The organism is Streptomyces sp. NPDC049040 (assembly GCF_043197715.1).
Taxonomy (GTDB): domain Bacteria; phylum Actinomycetota; class Actinomycetes; order Streptomycetales; family Streptomycetaceae; genus Actinacidiphila.
Map to the genome: position 1 here is coordinate 297086 of NZ_JBICTO010000007.1, position 17098 is coordinate 314183.

Genomic DNA, 17098 nt, shown 5'->3' on the forward strand with positions numbered 1-17098 from the left:
CGGGACGGATCCGCCACATCGTCCGGCCCGGCGGCGCCGGGGCGCAAGGGGCAACACTGCACAGGAAGGGGACTGATTGGTACCGCAGGCCCCCGATCCGGGAGTATGGGGTCCATGACCGCCCAGATTCTCGATGGCAAGGCCACCGCCGCCGCGATCAAGTCCGAACTGACCGAGCGCGTCGAGGCGCTCAAGGCCCGCGGTGTCGCACCCGGCCTCGGCACCCTGCTGGTCGGCGACGACCCGGGCAGCAAGTGGTACGTCGCGGGCAAGCACCGCGACTGCGCGCAGGTCGGCATCGGCTCCATCCAGCGCGAACTCCCCGACACCGCCACGCAGGACGAGATCGAGGCGGTCGTCCGCGAGCTCAACGACGACCCCACCTGCACCGGCTACATCGTGCAGCTCCCGCTCCCCAAGGGCATCGACACCAACCGGGTGCTCGAGCTCATGGACCCCGCCAAGGACGCGGACGGGCTGCACCCGACGAACCTGGGCCGGCTGGTGCTCGGCGTGCCCGCCCCGCTGCCCTGCACCCCCAACGGCATCGTCGAACTCCTGCGCCGGCACGGCGTGGCCGTCAACGGCGCCCATGTGGTGGTCGTCGGCCGCGGCATCACCGTCGGCCGCTCCATCGGCCTGCTGCTCACCCGCAAGTCGGAGAACGCCACGGTCACCCTGTGCCACACCGGCACCCGCGACCTGTCCGCGCAGCTGCGCCAGGCCGACATCATCGTCGCCGCGGCCGGCGTGCCGCACATCGTCAAGCCGGAGGACGTCAAGCCCGGCGCCGCCGTCCTCGACGTCGGCGTCAGCCGTGACGAGCACGGCAAGATCGTCGGCGACGTCCACCCCGGCGTGGGCGAGGTCGCCGACTGGATCTCCCCGAACCCCGGCGGCGTGGGCCCGATGACCCGTGCGCTGCTGCTCCAGAACGTGGTGGAAGCGGCGGAGCGGGCGGCGACCGATGTCCGGTGACCTCGGGCCCGGCGGCCGCCCCGCCGTGACCACCTCCACTGCCCGCCCTGAGGGCGGCGGCCGCGCCGCCGCCGGGGGCGCGCCCGCCCCCGCCCGCCAGTGGCCCATCCTGCTGGTCATCGGCGGCGCGGTGGCCGGCCTGGTCGTCACGGCCGCGGGGCAGTTCCGCGCGGGCGCGATAGTGGTGGGGGTCTCGCTGCTGGTCGGCGGGGCCCTGCGGTGGGGGATGCAGTCGGTGGGGATGCTGGCGGTGCGCAGCCGCTTCACCGACGTGATCACGTACGGGATCCTCGGCGTCGCGATCGTCCTGCTGGCGCTGATGGCTCAGCCGGATCCGCTGATCCGGATCCCGTTCCTCGAGGACATCATCCACTTCTCCGTGCGCTGACCCCCCGGCGGCCGCGACGGGCACGCGCCGGGGCAACAATGCCACAACGGTGCTGCGCGCGTGCGGAGTTGGCGAAAGAACATCCGTACGGTCAGCGGTGTCCTACCGTTGCCCCGGGTATTCGGCGGGACACGGAGGGTACGTCATGGGGCAGTGGGAGCCGCTGGCCGACCGCATCCCTGTGGACATGCGGCGCCTCGCGACGCAGTTGCGCCGGATGAAGGACCGCAGCGGCATGACGGTGCCCGCACTCGCCGCGCGGACGGCGGAGCCCGCCGACGCGTGGGCCGCCTACCTCGCCGCCCGCAAGGTGCCGCCGCTCGCCGCCGTCGAGGTGCTGGCGCAGGCGAGCGGCGCGGACTACGACCGCGTCGGCGCCCTGTGGAAGCTCGCCGAGAAGGCCTCCGCCGGCACCGGCGACCGCGGGCAGGGCAAGCCCGTGCCGCAGCCCGACCCGCTCGACCCGCTGAGCGCGCAGGACGGCCTCCCCCCAGGCCGCAGGCGCCTCGTCCTGCTCGCCGCCGCTGGCCTGCTCGCGGTGGGCGCGCTGCTGGCGGTGGTGCTGATGGCGGGGACCAGCGACGGCCGCGCCCCCGGGGGCGACGCCGGCACCCCGGGCGACGGCACCGCCGCCACCGGCGCCTCCGTACCCGCCGGTGCCTCGCACCCGACCCGTAAGCCGGCGCCCGGCGCGAGCCTGCCGGGCCGCGGCCCGGCAGCTCCGAGCGCGGCGGGCACGGCAGGCGGCGCCGCGCCGTCCGCCCCGACCACCGCCGCCGCCCCGACCGCGCCCGCGGCGGGCGGCTCGCAGCCGCCGCCGTCCGCCGCCGGCACGACGGCGGCGCCGCCCGCGCCGGGCACCGCCACGCCGACCGGCACCCCCGCACCGACCGCGTCGGGCGGCGGCGCCACCCCGAGCCCGACGCACACCGGCCTGTGCCTGGGACTGATCGTGCTGGGCGTCTGCATAGGCTGACCCCGGGCCGGCGGGTCCTGACGCGGTGACCGCCGCCACACGACCGCGGTCCGACGGCGTGCGCGGCGCGCGATAGCCTGACGGGTGGCTCTCTTGACGACGAGAGATCCGCGTTCGGGGCCGCTCGGGCCACTGCCGTAGCGGCCAACCCCGCGACCGCAGCAGACCGCAGCAAAGGCCAGGAGAAGGCAATGACTCGCACTCCCGTCAACGTCACCGTCACCGGAGCGGCCGGCCAGATCGGCTACGCCCTCCTCTTCCGCATCGCCTCGGGCCACCTGCTCGGCGCGGACGTGCCGGTGAAGCTCAGGCTGCTGGAGATCCCGCAGGGCCTCAAGGCCGCCGAGGGCACCGCCATGGAGCTCGACGACGCCGCCTTCCCGCTGCTGCGCGGCATCGACATCACCGACGACCCGAACATCGCCTTCGCCGGCGCGAACGTCGCCCTGCTGGTCGGCGCCCGCCCCCGCACCAAGGGCATGGAGCGCGGCGACCTGCTGTCCGCCAACGGCGGGATCTTCAAGCCGCAGGGCAAGGCCATCAACGACAACGCGGCCGACGACATCAAGGTCCTGGTGGTCGGCAACCCGGCCAACACCAACGCGCTCATCGCGCAGTCCGCGGCCCCCGACGTACCGGCCGAGCGCTTCACCGCGATGACCCGCCTGGACCACAACCGCGCCATCGCGCAGCTGGCGAAGAAGACCGGCGCCGCGGTCGCCGACATCCGCCGCGTCACGATCTGGGGCAACCACTCCGCCACGCAGTACCCGGACATCTTCCACGCCGAGGTCGCGGGCAAGAACGCCGCCGAGGTCGTCGACGACCAGCAGTGGCTGGCCGACACCTTCATCCCGACCGTCGCCAAGCGCGGCGCCGCCATCATCGAGGCCCGCGGCGCCTCCTCGGCCGCCTCGGCCGCGTCCGCCGCCATCGACCACGTGCACACCTGGGTCAACGGCACCGCGGACGGCGACTGGACCTCGATGGGCATCGTCTCCGACGGCTCCTACGGCGTCCCGGCCGGCCTCATCTCGTCCTTCCCCGTCACCACCAAGGACGGCGCGTTCGAGATCGTCCAGGGCCTGGACATCAACGACTTCTCGCGGACGCGGATCGACGCGTCGGTCAAGGAGCTCGAGGAGGAGCGTGCCGCGGTGCGCGAACTCGGCCTGATCTGAGCCCGATCGCTCCGATCCGGGCCCGATGGCTCGTCACGGCCCCGCCGCCGCACGCCGGCTGCGGGGCCGGGGTGTGTTCCGGTGGACCCCGCCCCACTCCACGTCACCGACCCGCGCCTGCGCCCTGTCAGGCCATGTGAAGGACTCCTCCTCCTGACGGCCGGCGCGGCCGGGTCCGCTTCACGCCCTGGTGCCGAGCGCGTCGCACAGGAGGTCGAGCGCGGTCGCGAAGGCGTGGTCCGGCGGGGTGCCGTAGCCGACGACCAGGGCCGGGGGACGGCCGGGAGTCGAGCCGAAGTCGGACAGGCCGGGGACGGCCAGGCCCAGCCGGTGGGCGCGGGCGATCACGGTGTCGAGCGGCGGCGCGCCCGCCGGGAGTTCGACCACCGCGTGCAGCCCGGCGGCGATCCCGGACACCCGCGCCCCCGGCGCCCGCGCGGCCAGCACCTCCACCACCCGGTCCCGCCGGGTCCTGTACCGCACCCGCATCCGCCGCACATGCCGGTCGTAGGAGCCCGAGCGGATGAACTCCGCAAGCGTCAACTGGTCGAGCGCGGGGGACTGGTGGTCGGCGAGGCGCTTCTCCCGCACCACCGCGTCCAGCAGTTGCGGCGGTACGGCGATCCAGGCGAGCCGCAGCCCCGGGGCCAGGCTCTTGCTCGCGGTACCGGCGTAGACGACATGGTCGGGGGCGAGCGCCTGAAGCGCCGCGACCGGCTGCCGGTCGTAGCGGAATTCCCCGTCGTAGTCGTCCTCGACGACCAGTCCGCCGGTGGACCTGGCCCAAGCGACGACCGCGGTGCGGCGCTCGGGGGACAGCCGCACGCCCAGCGGGAACTGGTGCGCGGGGGTGAGCAGCACCGCGGGGACGCCGGCGTCCAGGTCCGCCACGCGGGCGCCGTCCGCGTCGACGGGGAGGGCCACCGGGTCGAGCCCCGCGGACCGCAGCACCGTCGGGATGTCGGGCAGGCCGACCGACTCGACGGCGACCGCGCGCGCCCCGCGGCCGCGCAGGACCCGGGCGAGCAGGCCGACGGCCTGGGTGTAGCCGCTGCACACCACCAGGTGGTCGGGGTCGGTGCGGACCCCGCGGACCCGGGCGAGGTAGCCGGCCAGCGCGGTGCGCAACTCCGGGCGGCCGCGCGGATCGGTGTAGCCGAAGGCCTCGTTGGGCGCCGCGGTCAGCGCGCGGCGGGCGGCCTGGAGCCAGGCGGCGCGGGGGAAGGACGACAGGTCGGGCGATCCCGGCCACAGCACGTAGGGCAGCCGGATGTCGTGCGGTACGACGTCCCTGGTCCCGGTACGCGGCAGGACCTGGGCCGGCGGCGCGGGCGGCGCGGGCGGCCTGCGCGGCGGCACCGCCGGACGCGCGGCGACCGTCGTGCCCGAACCCTGCCTGGCGGTGAGCCAGCCCTCGGCGACCAGCTGGCCGTAGGCGTCGGCGACGGTGTTGCGGGCCAGGCCCAGGTCATGGGACAGCACCCGGCTGGACGGCAGCCGGGTGCCGGGGGCGAGGCGCCCGTCGCGTACCGCCGCCCGCAGCGCCTCCTCAAGGCCGGCCCGGGTACGCTGCCCCGCCAGGTCGATCAGCAGGTCGTAGTTGCCGCTGCCGCGCTTCGGAGTGGCCCAGTCGTTCACCCTCCAAGTGGACCACAGTGCCGTGCCACTTCGCGTCTACGGTGGCTGCATGACCACGATCTCCCCAGTTGAAGAAGCCGTTCCCGCTCCGGTCCGCCGGATCGACCTGAACGACAAGGCGCCGGACTTCTACCAGGCGATGTTCGCCCTCGACAAGGCCGCGGCCCTGGGCCTCGACCCGGTGGTGCGCGAGCTGGTCAGGATCCGCGTCTCGCAGCTCAACGGCTGCGCCTACTGCGTCGACAAGCACACCGCCGACGCCCGCAAGATCGGCGTGTCCGAGCAGAAGGTGCACGGCCTGACGGTGTGGCGCGAGACGCCCTTCTTCACCGCCCGCGAACGCGCCGCGCTCGCCCTGGCCGAGGCGATGACCCACCTGGGCGGCCACGGCGTGCCCGACGACGTCTACGACGAGGCCGCACAGCTCTTCGACGAGGACGAGATGCCGCGGCTCATCGCGATGGGGGTGGCGATGAACGCCTGGAACCGCATCGGCGTGACCTGCCGCCTCTCCCCGGCGCCGCGCCCGTAGTCCCGCGGGGCAGGCCGACCCGGCGGCGCGCCTGCGGGCCGCCGCGGGAGGTGCTGCCACCGTCCCGTCCCGGGGCTGCCGCGGGGGGAGTCCCGGGACGGTGCGGCGGGTCAGCCGGGGGTGCCGCGGGGGAGGCGCCCGCGGGTCTTCGAGGCGCCGCGGGCGGTCTCAGCCGGTGCCGTGGGAAGGGGTGGCCGGCGCGGTGGGCTCGGGGGCGGGCTCCGCGGGGGGCGCGGGGGTGCCGACTTCGCCGAAGCGGGCCAGCACCAGGGCGCCCAGGACGGCCAGCGCGAAGCCCGCGACCGCGACCGGGCCCCAGCCGGGGCGGGTGCGGTCGTGCAGGGCCAGCACGCCGACCAGGGCCGGTCCGACGGTCTCGCCGATGACCATCCCCGCGGTCGCCGTCGTGACGGAGCCGCGGCTCAGGGCCGAGGTCAGCAGCAGGAAGGCGGCGCCGCCGCCGAGCAGCAGGGCGTAGAGGGCCGGGCCGGCCAGGCCGTCGACGAGCCGCACCGCGACCTCGACGACGCCGAAGCCGAACCCGGCGCCCAGACCCAGCACGGCGGCCCGGGTGCGGTCCGGCAGCCGCCCCGCGGCGACCCCCACCAGCAGCACCGCACCGGCCGCCGCGAGCGTGCCCCAGCCCAGCGCGGCACTGCCGTGCCCGTGCCCCTCGCTGCCGGAGGCCAGCCCGAGCAGGGCCAGGCCGCCGCAGACGGTGCCGACCGCAGCCCACTCGACGCGTTGCAGCGTCACGTGCAGCAGCCGGCTCGCGGTGACGGCGGTCACCGCGAGGCTCGCGGCGATCGCGGCGCCGACGGCGTAGATGGGCAGCGCCTTCAGCGCGACCAGCTCCAGCGCGAAGCCCATCGCGTCGAAGGCGAGCCCGGCGACGTAGGTGCGCTGGGCCAGCGCCCGCGCGAGCAGCCGGGTGTCCACGCCCGAGCCGCTTCCCGGCTCCGCGGCGCGGGCGCCCACGGCTTGCAGCACGGACGCCACGCCGAAGCACAGGGCCGCGCCGAGTGCCGCCACCATCCCGATGATCACCCCCGCACCCTACGGCTGCGGGGGTGCCTCCCGCCGTCCCGGCGGCACCGCCGCGCGCGGTGGTGTCCGCGGGACCCCCGGTGGGGGCGGTACCGCACGTGGGGGAGGGCGGGTACCTCAGGAGGTGAGGACGGTGCGGAGCTGCGTCAGCGACCAGTCCAGGTCGTCCTTGGAGATGACCAGCGGCGGCGCCAGCCGGATCGTGGAGGTGTGCGTGTCCTTGGCCAGCACGCCCCGCGCGAGCAGCGCCTCGGAGACGCTGCGGCCGGTGCCGAGGGCCGGCGGGATGTCCAGTCCCGCCCACAGCCCCCGCCCCCGTACCGCGGTGAGCGAACCCGCGGCCAGCAGGGTGCCGAGCTCCCGGTGCAGGTGGTCGCCGAGGTCGGCGGCGCGCCGCTGGTGTTCGCCGGTACGCAGCATCCCGATGACCTCGAGGCCGACCGCGCAGGCCAGCGGATTCCCGCCGAAGGTGGACCCGTGCTCGCCCGGCCGGAAGACCCCGAGTACGTCCCGCGACGACACGACCGCCGAGACCGGGACGACCCCGCCGCCGAGCGCCTTGCCGAGGACGTACATGTCGGGCACGACGTCCTCGTGCTCGCACGCGAAGGTGCGGCCGGTGCGGCCGAGGCCCGACTGGATCTCGTCGGCGATGAAGAGCACCCCGCGCTCGGCGGTGAGCCTGCGCACCCCGGCGAGATAGCCGGGCGGCGGGACCAGCACGCCCGCCTCGCCCTGGATCGGCTCGAGCAGCACCGCGACGGTGTCCGCGTCGACCGCCGCGTCGAGCGCGGCCAGGTCGCCGTAGGGGACGATCTCGAAGCCGGGGGTGTAGGGGCCGAAGTCGGCCCGCGCCTCGGGATCGGTCGAGAAGCTGATGATCGTCGTGGTGCGGCCGTGGAAGTTGCCGTCGGCGACGACGATCTTCGCCTGGCCGTCGGGTACGCCCTTGACCTGGTAGCCCCACTTGCGGGCCGTCTTGACGGCGGTCTCCACCGCCTCCGCCCCGGTGTTCATCGGCAGCACCATCTCCATGCCGCACAGCTCCGCCAGCTCCGTGCAGAACTGCGCGAAGCGGTCGTGGTGGAAGGCCCGCGACGTGAGGGTGACCCGGTCGAGCTGCGCCTTGGCCGCGGCGATCAGCCGCGGGTGCGCGTGGCCGAAGTTCAGCGCCGAGTAGCCGGCGAGCATGTCGACGTAGCGGCGGCCCTCGACGTCGGTCACCCAGGCGCCCTCCGCCTCGGTGATCACCACCGGCAGCGGGTGGTAGTTGTGCGCGCTGTGCGCCTCGGTCTCGGCGATCTGCCGGCCGGTGGCGGAGGCGGCGGAGGCGGCGGGGCTGCCGTCGGCAGCGGGGGTCCGGGATGTGCTGGTGCTCACGTGGGTACTCCGTTCGTCGTGCGTCGGGAGCCAGGCCCTCGCCTGGGAGCGGGGCGGGGTGTGCCCCTGGGGCTGCGGCCCCATTTCTATCGTCGCTCACCGGCGATGGCGTGAAACCTTACGGCGAAAACGCCGTGTCGTCGCAGATCCGCCCGTCACGATCAGGGGTGTGGGACCGCGCGCCGACCTGAGAGAATGGTGAACATGGCCACAGACCGTCCCCGCGCCCTCTCGGGCATCCAGCCCACCGCCGGCTCCTTCCACCTGGGGAACTACCTCGGTGCGATCCGCCAGTACGTGGCGCTCCAGGAGTCGCACGACGCGTTCTACATGGTCGTGGACCTGCACGCGATCACCGTCCCGCAGGACCCGGCGGAGCTGCGCGCGAACACCCGGCTGGCAGCCGCCCAGCTGCTGGCCGCCGGGCTCGACCCCGAGCGCTGCACGCTCTTCATCCAGAGCCACGTGCCCGAGCACGCGCAGCTCGGCTGGGTCATGAACTGCATCACCGGGTTCGGCGAGGCCTCCCGGATGACGCAGTTCAAGGACAAGTCCGCCAAGCAGGGTGCCGACCGCGCCACGGTCGGCCTGTTCACCTACCCGATCCTCCAGGTCGCCGACATCCTGCTCTACCAGGCGGACGCCGTCCCGGTCGGCGAGGACCAGCGCCAGCACATCGAGCTGACCCGCGACCTGGCCGAGCGGTTCAACGGCCGCTACGGGCAGACCTTCACCATCCCCGCCCCGCACATCGTGCGCGAGGTCGCCAAGATCTACGACCTCCAGGACCCGGCCGCCAAGATGAGCAAGTCTGCGCCGTCCCCGAAGGGCCTGGTCAACCTGCTGGACGACCCGAAGGTCTCGGCGAAGAAGTTCCGCAGCGCGGTCACCGACACCGACACGGTCATCCGGTACGACGAAACGGAAAAGCCGGGCGTCAGCAACCTGCTCACCATTCACTCCGCCCTCACCGGTACCGGAATTCCGGAACTGGAACAGCAGTACGAGGGTAAGGGCTACGGTGCGCTCAAGACCGACCTCGCGGACATCTTCGTGGAGTGGGTCACACCGTTCCACGAGCGTACGAGGGAGTATCTGGGGGATCCGGAGAGCCTGGACTCCGTACTGGCCAAGGGTGCGGAGAAGGCCAGGGCCGTCGCGGCGGAGACGCTGGCGGCGGCGTACGACCGACTGGGCCTGGTGCCCGCCAAGCACTAGCGCGGGGCGGCACGGGGAGCACGAGGCACGACGGCAAGGACCAAGGGGACGACGCGGACGACGGGGTACGCACGAGGAAAGACGCAAGGCGACGGCGACGATCTGCCGTCGGCACCGACCTGGGGGAAAGGGGTGAACGCCATGGAGACCACCACCACGATCGGCGTGTCCATCGCGGTCCCGGAGCCGTACGGACGGCTGCTCCAGGATCGGCGGGCGGCCTTCGGCGACCTGGCCGCTTACGCCATCCCCACCCATGTGACGCTGCTGCCGCCCACCGAGGTCGCCCGCACCGAGCTGCCGCCCTTCCGGCGCCATCTCGCCCAGGTGGCCGCGGAGGGCGCGGCCTTCGCGATGCGGCTGCACGGCACCGACACCTTCCGCCCGCTGTCCCCCGTGGTCTACGTCCGGCTGGCCGAGGGCGCGGGGGCCTGCGCCGAGCTCCAGGAGCGGGTCAGGTCCGGGCCGGTCGTCCGCGACCTCCAGTTCCCCTACCACCCGCATGTGACCGTCGCGCACGGCATCCCCGAGCCGGCCATGGACCGCGCCCAGCGCGAGCTCGCCGACTTCGCGGCGCACTGGACCGCCACCGGCTTCGCGCTCTACGAGCAGGGCGGCGACGGGGTGTGGCGCAAGATGCGTGACTACCCTTTCGGCACTGAGCCACCGACCGTCCCGCACCAGCAGACGGCCCGCGCCACCACCCGCCTGTGACCACCCCGCCTGTGACCACCCCGCCTGTGACCGCCCGCCTCTGATCGGCCTTCGCTGCGGCCGGCCGCCAATCGGGTGGCGGCCGCCGGGCCGGAGCTGTGACCATGGGGCGCATGCGCGAACTCGAGGACGACCGCGGCCGGCTCTGCTACGTCGTCGAGGGCGAGGGCCCGCCCGTCGTCCTCGTGCACGCAGGCGTCGCCGACCACCGGATGTGGGACGCGGTCGTGCCCGCCCTCGCGGAGGGGCACACCGTCATCCGCTACGACCTGCGCGGATTCGGCGAGTCCGCACCGCCCAGCGGGCCGTTCGGCGAGACCGACGATCTGCGCCGGCTGCTCGACCACCTCGGCCACGACCGGGTCCGGCTCGTGGGCGCGTCGTTCGGATGCCTGGTGGCCGTGGAATTCACCCTCACCCACCCCGGCCGGGTGCACTCCCTCGCGCTGTTCTCCCCGCCGTGGCCCGGCAGCCCCAGGTCAGCCGAACTGTCCGGCTACGACCGCGCGGAGGCGGCGGCGCTGGCCGCGGGCGACCTGGACACCGCGGTCCGGGTGAACCTGGACATGTGGCTGCGCGGGCCCTCGCGCGGCTGGGAGGACGTCGCCCCCGGCCTGGCCGAGGCGCTGCGCGGCCCGCTGCGGACGTCGCTGGTGAACCAGGACACCGTCGAGGGGTACTCCGAGGACACCGACGCCGGCGTCGCCGCCGACATCGCCGTGCCCACCCTGGTGGGCATCGGACTGCTCGACGTCGCCGACTTCCAGGCCTTCGGCCGCCGCCACGCCGCGGAGATCCCGGGCGCCGCCCTGGTCGAATTCCCCGGTGCCGCCCACCTGATCCCGCTGGACGCCCCCGCGGAACTCACCGCGGTCCTGCGGGACTTCCTCAGCCGCTGAGCCCGGCCCGCCCGCCGGGGAGCGGCGCCCCGCGGGGCGGCTCACATCGCCAGGCGGCGGAAGAGCGGGCGGGGCAGGTGGCGTACGGCGGACATCACCACGCGCAGCGTGCCGGGGACCCAGATCGTGCCGCTCCTGCGGCGCAGGCCCAGCTCGATCGCGGTGGCGACCGCGTCCGGTGTGGTGGCGAGCGGGGTCTCGTGGCGGCCCGCCGTCATACGGGTGCGGACGAAACCGGGCCTGACCGTCATCACGTGCACCCCCGAGCCGTGCATGGCGTCGGCCAGGCCCTGGCAGAAGGCGTCGAGGCCCGCTTTGCTGCTGCCGTAGATGAAGTTGGTGCGGCGGGCCCGCTCGCCCGCGACCGAGGACAGCACCACGAGCGAGCCGTGGCCCTGCTCCTGGAGGGCCGCGGCGCACACCAGCGACGCGGAGACCGCACCTGTGTAGTTGACCTGCGCCACGTGCACGGCGGCCATCGGCTCCTGCTCGTCGCGCGCCTGGTCGCCGAGCACGCCGAAGGCGAGCAGCACCATGTCGATGTCGCCCTCGGCGAAGACCTTGCCAAGGGCGACCTCGTGCGAACCCGGGTCGAGCGCGTCGAAGGCCACCGTGTGCGCCTCCGCGCCGATCGCGCGCAGCGACTCCGCGGCCGCCTCCAGCTCGTCGGACGGCCGCCCGGCCAGGAAGACCCTGCGGGTGCGGCGGGTGATCAGCCGGCGGGCGGTCGCCAGCCCGATCTCCGACGTGCCGCCGAGGACCAGCAGGGTCTGCGGCGCACCGAAGGCGTCCTTCATGGGCTCTCCTCGGGAGTGGGGTCCTGCCTCATACGCCCAGTCGTCGGGCGAGGTCGGAGGTGATGGCGCCGCGCGGGTCATAGCGGGCGCGCAGCGTGCGGAAGTCGTCGAGGCGCGGATACATCCGGGCGAGCACGTCGGGTCGCAGCCGGGCGTCCTTGGCCAGATAGACCCGGCCGCCCGCCACCGCGACCTCGTCGTCGAGCTCGTCGAGGAAGGCGGCAAGGCCGGGCAGCGTGGCCGGGATGTCCAGGGCCAGGGTCCAGCCGGCCATCGGGAAGGACAGCCAGCCGGGATCGCCCTCGCCGAAGCGCTTGAGCACCGCGAGGAAGGAGGGGCAGCGGCGCGAGCCGATCCGCCGGACGATGCGTCGCAGCGCGTCCTCCTCACCGCGGCCGACGACGAACTGGTACTGCACGAAGCCGCCGCGGCCGTAGATCCGATTCCACTCGGGCAGGCCGTCGAGCGGGTGGAAGAAGGACGACAGCTTCTGGAGCCTGCCACGCTGCTCGCGCGGCGCCTTGCGATACCAGAACTCGTTGAAAAGGCTCACGCTGCGGCGGCCCAGCAGGCCGTCCGGCAGGTGCCGGGGGGTCGCCGGAAGGCGCCCGGGGCGGAAGGCGAGCGGGGTGGCGCGGGCGCGGGTCGGGAGCGCGTCGAGCGGGGCGTGGTCGCCGCGGGTCAGCACCGCGCGGCCGGTCTTCGCGCCGCGCGCGAGCAGGTCGATCCAGGCCACCGAATAGCGGTAGCGGTGGTCGTCCGCGGTCAGGCGCGCCAGCAGGTCGTTCAGATCGTCGGCCCGCTCGGTGTCCACCGTCATCAGCGACGTCTCCACCGGCAGCAGTTCGATCGTGGCCGCCAGGACGATGCCGGTCAGGCCCATGCCGCCCGCCGTCGCCCAGAACAGCTTCGGCTCGTCCTCGGGTGTCACCAGCCGGGTCTCGCCGTCACCGGTGAGCAGCTCGATGGCGCGGACATGGCGGGAGAAGGAGCCGGACTGATGGTGATTCTTGCCGTGGATGTCCGCGCCGATCGCCCCGCCGACGGTGACATAGCGGGTGCCGGGGGTGACCGGAACGAACCAGCCCAGCGGCAGCAGCACCTCCATGAGCCGGTGCAGCGAGACCCCCGCGTCGCACACCACCAGGCCGTTGACCGCGTCGATCTCGTGGATGCGGTCGAGACCCGTCATGTCAAGCACCGCACCCCCGGCGTTCTGCGCCGCGTCGCCGTACGCGCGCCCGAGCCCGCGGGCGATCGTGCCGCGCCCGCCGCACTCGCGCACGGCACGCACCGCCTCCTCGTACGACCGGGGACGCAGCACCTGGGCGGAGCTGGGCGCGGTGCGGCCCCAACCGGTGACGGAGGTGGTCTCGGCGGCGAAGGGTACGGGCATATCGCTGACCGTATCGTCCGGAAGATACCAAAAGGGGGTTATGCCGCATTTCTCACCGTAAAGGGTGAGTGCCGCTGCGTGAGCGGGCTGCCCGCACGGTAATCACTCAGGGCTGGACGCATCGCGGTGCGGCGCTCGCCCCCTACGTCGCCCCACGTGCGGACAGCCCGAGCACGCCCGGCGTGCGCCCCGCGGAAAAGCTCCGCGGGCGGCCCGTGGACACACCGCGGGCCGCGGCCTCGCGGCCACCACCGCGGGCCACCACGCGGAGGGAGAAACCGCCGATGCGCAGATCCGACTCCACCGCACAGCGCGGCACCTCGATATCCCGGCAGCCCCGCCCCGTCGCGGCCGGGCCGCCCTGGCCACCCGGTCCGACCCAGCCGCTCGCCGCGGCGGCCGCGCGGGCCGAGCGCAGGCTGCTCACCGCCCTGCGCGACTGCGGCACCGACCCGCGGATCGCCGGCGCCGCCCGGGTACTCGGGCAGATCGGCGAACACAGCGCCGTGTGGATGGCCGCGGGCGCCGCCGGCGCCCTCGCGGACGGCGAACGCCGCCGGGCCTGGCTGCGCGCCACCGCCGTCGTCGGCGCCGCCCACGGGGCGAGCATGGGCGTCAAGCGGCTGGTACGCCGCCCCCGCCCGCGCATCCCCGGCGCGGCACCCCTGGTCCGCACCGCGGGACTGCACAGCTTCCCCTCCTCGCACGCCACGTCCTCGGCCGCCGCGGTGATCGCCTTCGGCGCGCTGCTGCCGGGCGCGACCACGGTGCCCTTCGTCGCCGGCGCCATATGCGTCTCCCGCCTCGTCGCGGGCGTCCACCACCCGAGCGATGTCGCCTGCGGCGCGCTGCTCGGAGCGGCGGCGGGCCGGCTGGGGCGCACCTGGTCCCTGACCGGGCGCCCGCCCGCCACCCCCCGGCTGGCCCTGCCCCTCGCCGCCGCCGTCCTCGCGGGCGCGGCCCTCACCCGCCCGACCCGAGCCGCCCGCCGCCAGGGCCGCCCCGCCGGTTCCGCCCCCGCGGACGCGGGGCCCGGGCCCACCCCTGCCAGGCCGGCGCGGGTCGAGGCGGCGCGCGTCGCCGGTATCGCCGTTTCGGGTGAGAGGTTCGGGGTCGCCCATGGCGGCCGGGTCCGGGCGGCGGGTGCGGACCTCGTGCCGGCCGCAGGTCCTGGCGTCCTGGGTGCGGGGCTCCAGGCCACCCCTGCGGGTGCGGACGTGGCGCGCGTCGCCGGTCTCCCGGTTCCGGGGGCGGCCGGCGGTTCCGGGGGCGGGTGGTGCGTGCTGCCCGTCGCCGGGTTCGCCGCCGGCTTCGCGCACACCGGCGCGGCCGCCGGGTCCATGGGCGCCCTCGCCGCACGCGTCCTGCCCGGGGGCGCCGCGCGTGCGGCCCGGCCGGCGCGGCCGGTGGTGAGGAACGTCCGGGCCGTGGTGCACGCCGCGGCGGCGGGGCGGGCCGTGCGGGCCGGTGCAGGGGGTGGGCTCCATGGGTGACCCCTCAGCCGTCCTCGTCGAGGAGACCTCGGGCGCGGCCGGCGTCGCCGGGATCGCGGTGCGCGGCAAGCCCGCGGGCGGGCTGCCCGCCGGGCTGCTGCGGACCGCGCGGCCGCGGCAGTGGGTCAAGAACGGCCTGGTGCTCGCCGCCCCCTTCGCCGCCGGCCGGCTGCTCTCGCTGCGCGACTCCGTCCAGCTCGGCGTCGTCCTCGTGCTGTTCACCGCCTGCGCGTCGGCCGTCTATCTGATCAACGACGCCCGCGACGCCGAGGCCGACCGGGCCCACCCGGTCAAGCGGCAGCGCCCCGTGGCGTGCGGGCAGGTGCCGGTCGGCGCCGCCTACACCGCGGGCGGCCTGCTCGCGGTGGCCGCGCCCGCGACGGCCGCGCTGGTGTGCAACCCCGACACCGCGGGCCTCCTGGCCGGCTACGTGGTCATGCAGCTCGCCTACTGCGTCTGGCTCAAGCACATGCTGGTCGTCGACCTGGTGATCGTCACCACCGGCTTCCTGATGCGCGCCATGGCCGGCGGCCTGGCCCTCGGCATCGGCCTGTCCCGCTGGTTCCTGATCACCTCCGGCTTCTGCGCGCTGTTCGTCGTCGCCGCCAAGCGCTACTCCGAGCTGGTGCTGATGTCGGCCGAGAGCGGCGAGATAGGCGCGTCGCGCGCGCTGCTCGGCGAGTACACCACCGGCTACCTGCGCTTCGTGTGGCAGCTCGCGGCAGGCGTCGGGGTGCTCGCGTACTGCCTGTGGGCGATGGAGACCGGCGGTGAGGCGTCGGGCTGGCTGCCGTGGCGCCAGGTGTCGATGGTCCCGTTCATCCTCTGGGTGCTGCGCTACGCCGTCTTCGCCGACGCGGGATCGGCCGGCGCCCCGGAGGACGTCCTGCTCCGCGACCGCGCCCTCATGGTGATCGGCCTGGCCTGGGGCGCGCTCTACGTGCTCGCCGCGGTCAACAGATGAGCGCTCGCGCGGAGCCGGCCCGCAAAGCGACGCCACGGCCGCCACGCCGTACGCACCGCCCGCGCAGGAGGCGCGGCGGCCGGCTGCGCGCGATGCTGCCGGAGATCGCCGGCTTCGCGCTCGCGGGGGGCGCCGCCTACGCCGCCGACCTCGGCCTTTTCGTCTGGCTGCGCGCCCACACCGGCCTCGGGCCGCTCACCGCCAAGTCGCTGTCCTTCCTGGCCGGCTGCACCGTCGCGTATCTCGGCAACGCCCTCGGCACCTACCGCCGCCGCGTCCCCGTGACCAGCCGCGCCCGCCGCTACGGCGTCTTCTTCGCCGTCAACACCGCGGGCGCGGGCGTCCAGCTGCTCTGCCTGACCGGGTCGCACTACGTCCTGGGCTTCACCAGCCCCGGCGCGGACATCGTGTCGGGCGCGGGTGTCGGGATGGCGCTGGCGACCGCCCTGCGCTTCTGGGGCACCCGCACCCTGGTCTTCCGCACCGCCAACCGGCGTAGCGGCGGCGTGCCGCGGGCGGAGGAGGGTAGCCGACCCACATGGACTGGCTGACCCGGGTGCCGTGGATCGGTCCACGGCTCGGGCCGTGGTACGGCAGGCGTGTGCAGCCGCTGGTCGACCGCGGGGCGCGGACCCACGCCTGGCGGGCGTTCGCGCATCTGCTGGACGTGCACTGGACGCGGCTGGCCGCCGCGATGACCTTCACCAGCTTCCTGGCGCTCTTCCCGCTGATCACCGTCGCCGCCGCGGTGGGCGCGGCACTGCTGTCGCAGCGTCAGCTCGACCGGCTGGAGAGCAAGCTCACCGACCAGATCCCCGGCATCGCCGACCAGATCGACATCAACGGCCTGGTCGCCAACGCGGGCACCGTCGGCCTGATCGCCTCCGGGGTGCTGCTCTTCACCGGGATCGGCTGGGTCAGCTCGCTGCGGGACTGCCTGCGGGCGGTGTGGCGCAGGGACAAGAGCGACCAGAACGTGGTGGTGGGCAAGCTCACCGACGCGGGCATCCTCTTCGGCCTCGGCATCGCCGTGCTCGTCTCGCTCGGCGCGTCCGGCTTCGCCACCGCCGCGGTCAACTGGACCGCCGACCACATCGGCCTCTCGGAACACAGCGGCGGACGGGTCCTGCTGACCGTCGTGGGCTACCTCATCGCCGTCGTCGCCGACTTCCTGATCCTGATCTACCTGCTGACCCTGATGCCGGGCGTCGACCCGCCCCGCCAGTCGGTGGTCGTCGCCTCGCTGATCGGCGCCGTCGGCCTCGAAGCCCTCAAGGTGGCCCTCGCCGGCTATCTCCAGCAGGTCGCGGGACGCAACATCTACGGTGCCTTCGGCACGCCCGTCGCCCTGCTGCTCTGGTTCAACTTCATGGCCAAACTGCTGCTCTACTGCGCCGCCTGGACCGTGACCCCGCGGCACGCCCCCGACCCGCTGCCGCCCGAGGAGCCGCAGGAGCAGCCCGAGGGCGGCGCGACCCGCTGGAAGCCGTGACCCGC

Annotated in this window: 17 protein-coding genes; 12 read left to right on the plus strand and 5 right to left on the minus strand. The window is 74.6% G+C overall.

Translation table 11 applies throughout. From position 1 onward, the window contains the following. The first annotated feature begins 114 nt into the window (after positions 1 to 114). The 4 genes from ACGFMP_RS20840 to ACGFMP_RS20855 all read left to right on the plus strand — a co-directional run bounded on the left by ACGFMP_RS20840 (position 115) and on the right by ACGFMP_RS20855 (position 3523). Positions 115 to 978, plus strand: coding sequence for a bifunctional methylenetetrahydrofolate dehydrogenase/methenyltetrahydrofolate cyclohydrolase (locus tag ACGFMP_RS20840; protein WP_393674205.1), 864 nt, complete (start codon positions 115 to 117; stop codon positions 976 to 978). Beyond that, the gene (locus ACGFMP_RS20845) at positions 968 to 1366 is read left to right on the plus strand and encodes a DUF3017 domain-containing protein (RefSeq protein ID WP_393674206.1); all 399 of its coding nucleotides are present in this window, start codon (positions 968 to 970) and stop codon (positions 1364 to 1366) included. The genes ACGFMP_RS20840 and ACGFMP_RS20845 overlap by 11 nt, the downstream gene beginning before the upstream one ends. A 145-nt stretch (positions 1367 to 1511) precedes the next feature. Then, positions 1512 to 2342, plus strand: a complete 831-nt coding sequence (locus ACGFMP_RS20850; RefSeq protein ID WP_393674207.1) for a helix-turn-helix domain-containing protein — start codon at positions 1512 to 1514, stop codon at positions 2340 to 2342. Positions 2343 to 2533: 191 nt separating this feature from the next. Further along, on the plus strand, positions 2534 to 3523 hold the full coding sequence (locus ACGFMP_RS20855; RefSeq protein ID WP_393674209.1) for a malate dehydrogenase: 990 nt from the start codon (positions 2534 to 2536) through the stop codon (positions 3521 to 3523). A 180-nt stretch (positions 3524 to 3703) separates the two neighbouring features. Here the strand turns inward: ACGFMP_RS20855 and ACGFMP_RS20860 are convergent, their stop codons facing one another. Further along, positions 3704 to 5161, minus strand: a complete 1458-nt coding sequence (locus tag ACGFMP_RS20860; protein ID WP_393674211.1) for a PLP-dependent aminotransferase family protein — start codon at positions 5159 to 5161, stop codon at positions 3704 to 3706. Between the two features lie 49 nt (positions 5162 to 5210). Between ACGFMP_RS20860 and ACGFMP_RS20865 the strand changes: the two genes are divergently transcribed. Further along, complete coding sequence (locus ACGFMP_RS20865; RefSeq protein WP_393674212.1) at positions 5211 to 5693, plus strand: carboxymuconolactone decarboxylase family protein; 483 nt, start codon at positions 5211 to 5213, stop codon at positions 5691 to 5693. Positions 5694 to 5861: 168 nt separating this feature from the next. Here ACGFMP_RS20865 and ACGFMP_RS20870 read toward each other — a convergent pair whose 3' ends face one another. Together ACGFMP_RS20870 and rocD are read right to left on the minus strand one after the other, a co-directional pair. Next, positions 5862 to 6728, minus strand: coding sequence for a hypothetical protein (locus ACGFMP_RS20870; protein ID WP_393674302.1), 867 nt, complete (start codon positions 6726 to 6728; stop codon positions 5862 to 5864). Positions 6729 to 6857: 129 nt separating this feature from the next. Next, positions 6858 to 8042, minus strand: a complete 1185-nt coding sequence (gene rocD, locus ACGFMP_RS20875; protein ID WP_393674304.1) for an ornithine--oxo-acid transaminase — start codon at positions 8040 to 8042, stop codon at positions 6858 to 6860. A 282-nt stretch (positions 8043 to 8324) separates the two neighbouring features. Between rocD and trpS the strand changes: the two genes are divergently transcribed. The 3 genes from trpS (at position 8325) to ACGFMP_RS20890 (ending at position 10951) form a co-directional block, all read left to right on the plus strand. Continuing rightward, entirely contained in the window at positions 8325 to 9338 is a 1014-nt protein-coding gene (gene trpS / locus ACGFMP_RS20880) for a tryptophan--tRNA ligase (protein ID WP_393674213.1), read from the plus strand. 141 nt (positions 9339 to 9479) lie between these two features. Next, positions 9480 to 10052: a 2'-5' RNA ligase family protein gene (locus tag ACGFMP_RS20885; RefSeq protein WP_393674214.1), complete on the plus strand. Its 573-nt coding sequence runs from the start codon at positions 9480 to 9482 to the stop codon at positions 10050 to 10052. Positions 10053 to 10165: 113 nt separating this feature from the next. Then, complete coding sequence (locus tag ACGFMP_RS20890) at positions 10166 to 10951, plus strand: alpha/beta fold hydrolase (RefSeq protein WP_393674215.1); 786 nt, start codon at positions 10166 to 10168, stop codon at positions 10949 to 10951. A 41-nt stretch (positions 10952 to 10992) separates the two neighbouring features. On the opposite strand, the gene ACGFMP_RS20895 is transcribed toward ACGFMP_RS20890, so the two are convergent. Together ACGFMP_RS20895 and ACGFMP_RS20900 are read right to left on the minus strand one after the other, a co-directional pair. Continuing rightward, the gene (locus ACGFMP_RS20895) at positions 10993 to 11748 is read right to left on the minus strand and encodes a decaprenylphospho-beta-D-erythro-pentofuranosid-2-ulose 2-reductase (RefSeq protein WP_393674216.1); all 756 of its coding nucleotides are present in this window, start codon (positions 11746 to 11748) and stop codon (positions 10993 to 10995) included. 28 nt (positions 11749 to 11776) lie between these two features. Beyond that, positions 11777 to 13144, minus strand: coding sequence for an FAD-binding protein (locus ACGFMP_RS20900; RefSeq protein ID WP_393674217.1), 1368 nt, complete (start codon positions 13142 to 13144; stop codon positions 11777 to 11779). A gap of 284 nt (positions 13145 to 13428) precedes the next feature. Here ACGFMP_RS20900 and ACGFMP_RS20905 point away from each other — a divergent pair, with 284 nt between their 5' ends. The 4 genes from ACGFMP_RS20905 (at position 13429) to ACGFMP_RS20920 (ending at position 17093) form a co-directional block, all read left to right on the plus strand. Continuing rightward, on the plus strand, positions 13429 to 14637 hold the full coding sequence (locus tag ACGFMP_RS20905; protein ID WP_393674218.1) for a phosphatase PAP2 family protein: 1209 nt from the start codon (positions 13429 to 13431) through the stop codon (positions 14635 to 14637). Next, complete coding sequence (locus ACGFMP_RS20910) at positions 14630 to 15601, plus strand: decaprenyl-phosphate phosphoribosyltransferase (protein WP_393674219.1); 972 nt, start codon at positions 14630 to 14632, stop codon at positions 15599 to 15601. The genes ACGFMP_RS20905 and ACGFMP_RS20910 overlap by 8 nt, the downstream gene beginning before the upstream one ends. Positions 15602 to 15693: 92 nt before the next feature. Continuing rightward, positions 15694 to 16152, plus strand: coding sequence for a GtrA family protein (locus tag ACGFMP_RS20915; protein ID WP_393674305.1), 459 nt, complete (start codon positions 15694 to 15696; stop codon positions 16150 to 16152). Then, complete coding sequence (locus ACGFMP_RS20920; protein WP_393674220.1) at positions 16140 to 17093, plus strand: YihY/virulence factor BrkB family protein; 954 nt, start codon at positions 16140 to 16142, stop codon at positions 17091 to 17093. The genes ACGFMP_RS20915 and ACGFMP_RS20920 overlap by 13 nt, the downstream gene beginning before the upstream one ends. The last annotated feature ends 5 nt before the right edge of the window (positions 17094 to 17098 follow it).

Coding starts and splice junctions, on each gene's coding strand:
- ACGFMP_RS20910 (WP_393674219.1), top strand. CDS start 14,630: ATGGGTGACCCCTCAGCCGTCCTCGTCGAGGAGACCTCGGGCGCGGCC.
- ACGFMP_RS20905 (WP_393674218.1), top strand. CDS start 13,429: ATGCGCAGATCCGACTCCACCGCACAGCGCGGCACCTCGATATCCCGG.
- ACGFMP_RS20900 (WP_393674217.1), bottom strand. CDS start 13,144: ATGCCCGTACCCTTCGCCGCCGAGACCACCTCCGTCACCGGTTGGGGC.
- ACGFMP_RS20840 (WP_393674205.1), top strand. CDS start 115: ATGACCGCCCAGATTCTCGATGGCAAGGCCACCGCCGCCGCGATCAAG.
- ACGFMP_RS20920 (WP_393674220.1), top strand. CDS start 16,140: ATGGACTGGCTGACCCGGGTGCCGTGGATCGGTCCACGGCTCGGGCCG.
- ACGFMP_RS20870 (WP_393674302.1), bottom strand. CDS start 6,728: ATGGTGGCGGCACTCGGCGCGGCCCTGTGCTTCGGCGTGGCGTCCGTG.
- ACGFMP_RS20855 (WP_393674209.1), top strand. CDS start 2,534: ATGACTCGCACTCCCGTCAACGTCACCGTCACCGGAGCGGCCGGCCAG.
- ACGFMP_RS20845 (WP_393674206.1), top strand. CDS start 968: ATGTCCGGTGACCTCGGGCCCGGCGGCCGCCCCGCCGTGACCACCTCC.
- ACGFMP_RS20915 (WP_393674305.1), top strand. CDS start 15,694: ATGCTGCCGGAGATCGCCGGCTTCGCGCTCGCGGGGGGCGCCGCCTAC.
- ACGFMP_RS20885 (WP_393674214.1), top strand. CDS start 9,480: ATGGAGACCACCACCACGATCGGCGTGTCCATCGCGGTCCCGGAGCCG.
- ACGFMP_RS20890 (WP_393674215.1), top strand. CDS start 10,166: ATGCGCGAACTCGAGGACGACCGCGGCCGGCTCTGCTACGTCGTCGAG.
- ACGFMP_RS20895 (WP_393674216.1), bottom strand. CDS start 11,748: ATGAAGGACGCCTTCGGTGCGCCGCAGACCCTGCTGGTCCTCGGCGGC.
- trpS (WP_393674213.1), top strand. CDS start 8,325: ATGGCCACAGACCGTCCCCGCGCCCTCTCGGGCATCCAGCCCACCGCC.
- ACGFMP_RS20850 (WP_393674207.1), top strand. CDS start 1,512: ATGGGGCAGTGGGAGCCGCTGGCCGACCGCATCCCTGTGGACATGCGG.
- ACGFMP_RS20865 (WP_393674212.1), top strand. CDS start 5,211: ATGACCACGATCTCCCCAGTTGAAGAAGCCGTTCCCGCTCCGGTCCGC.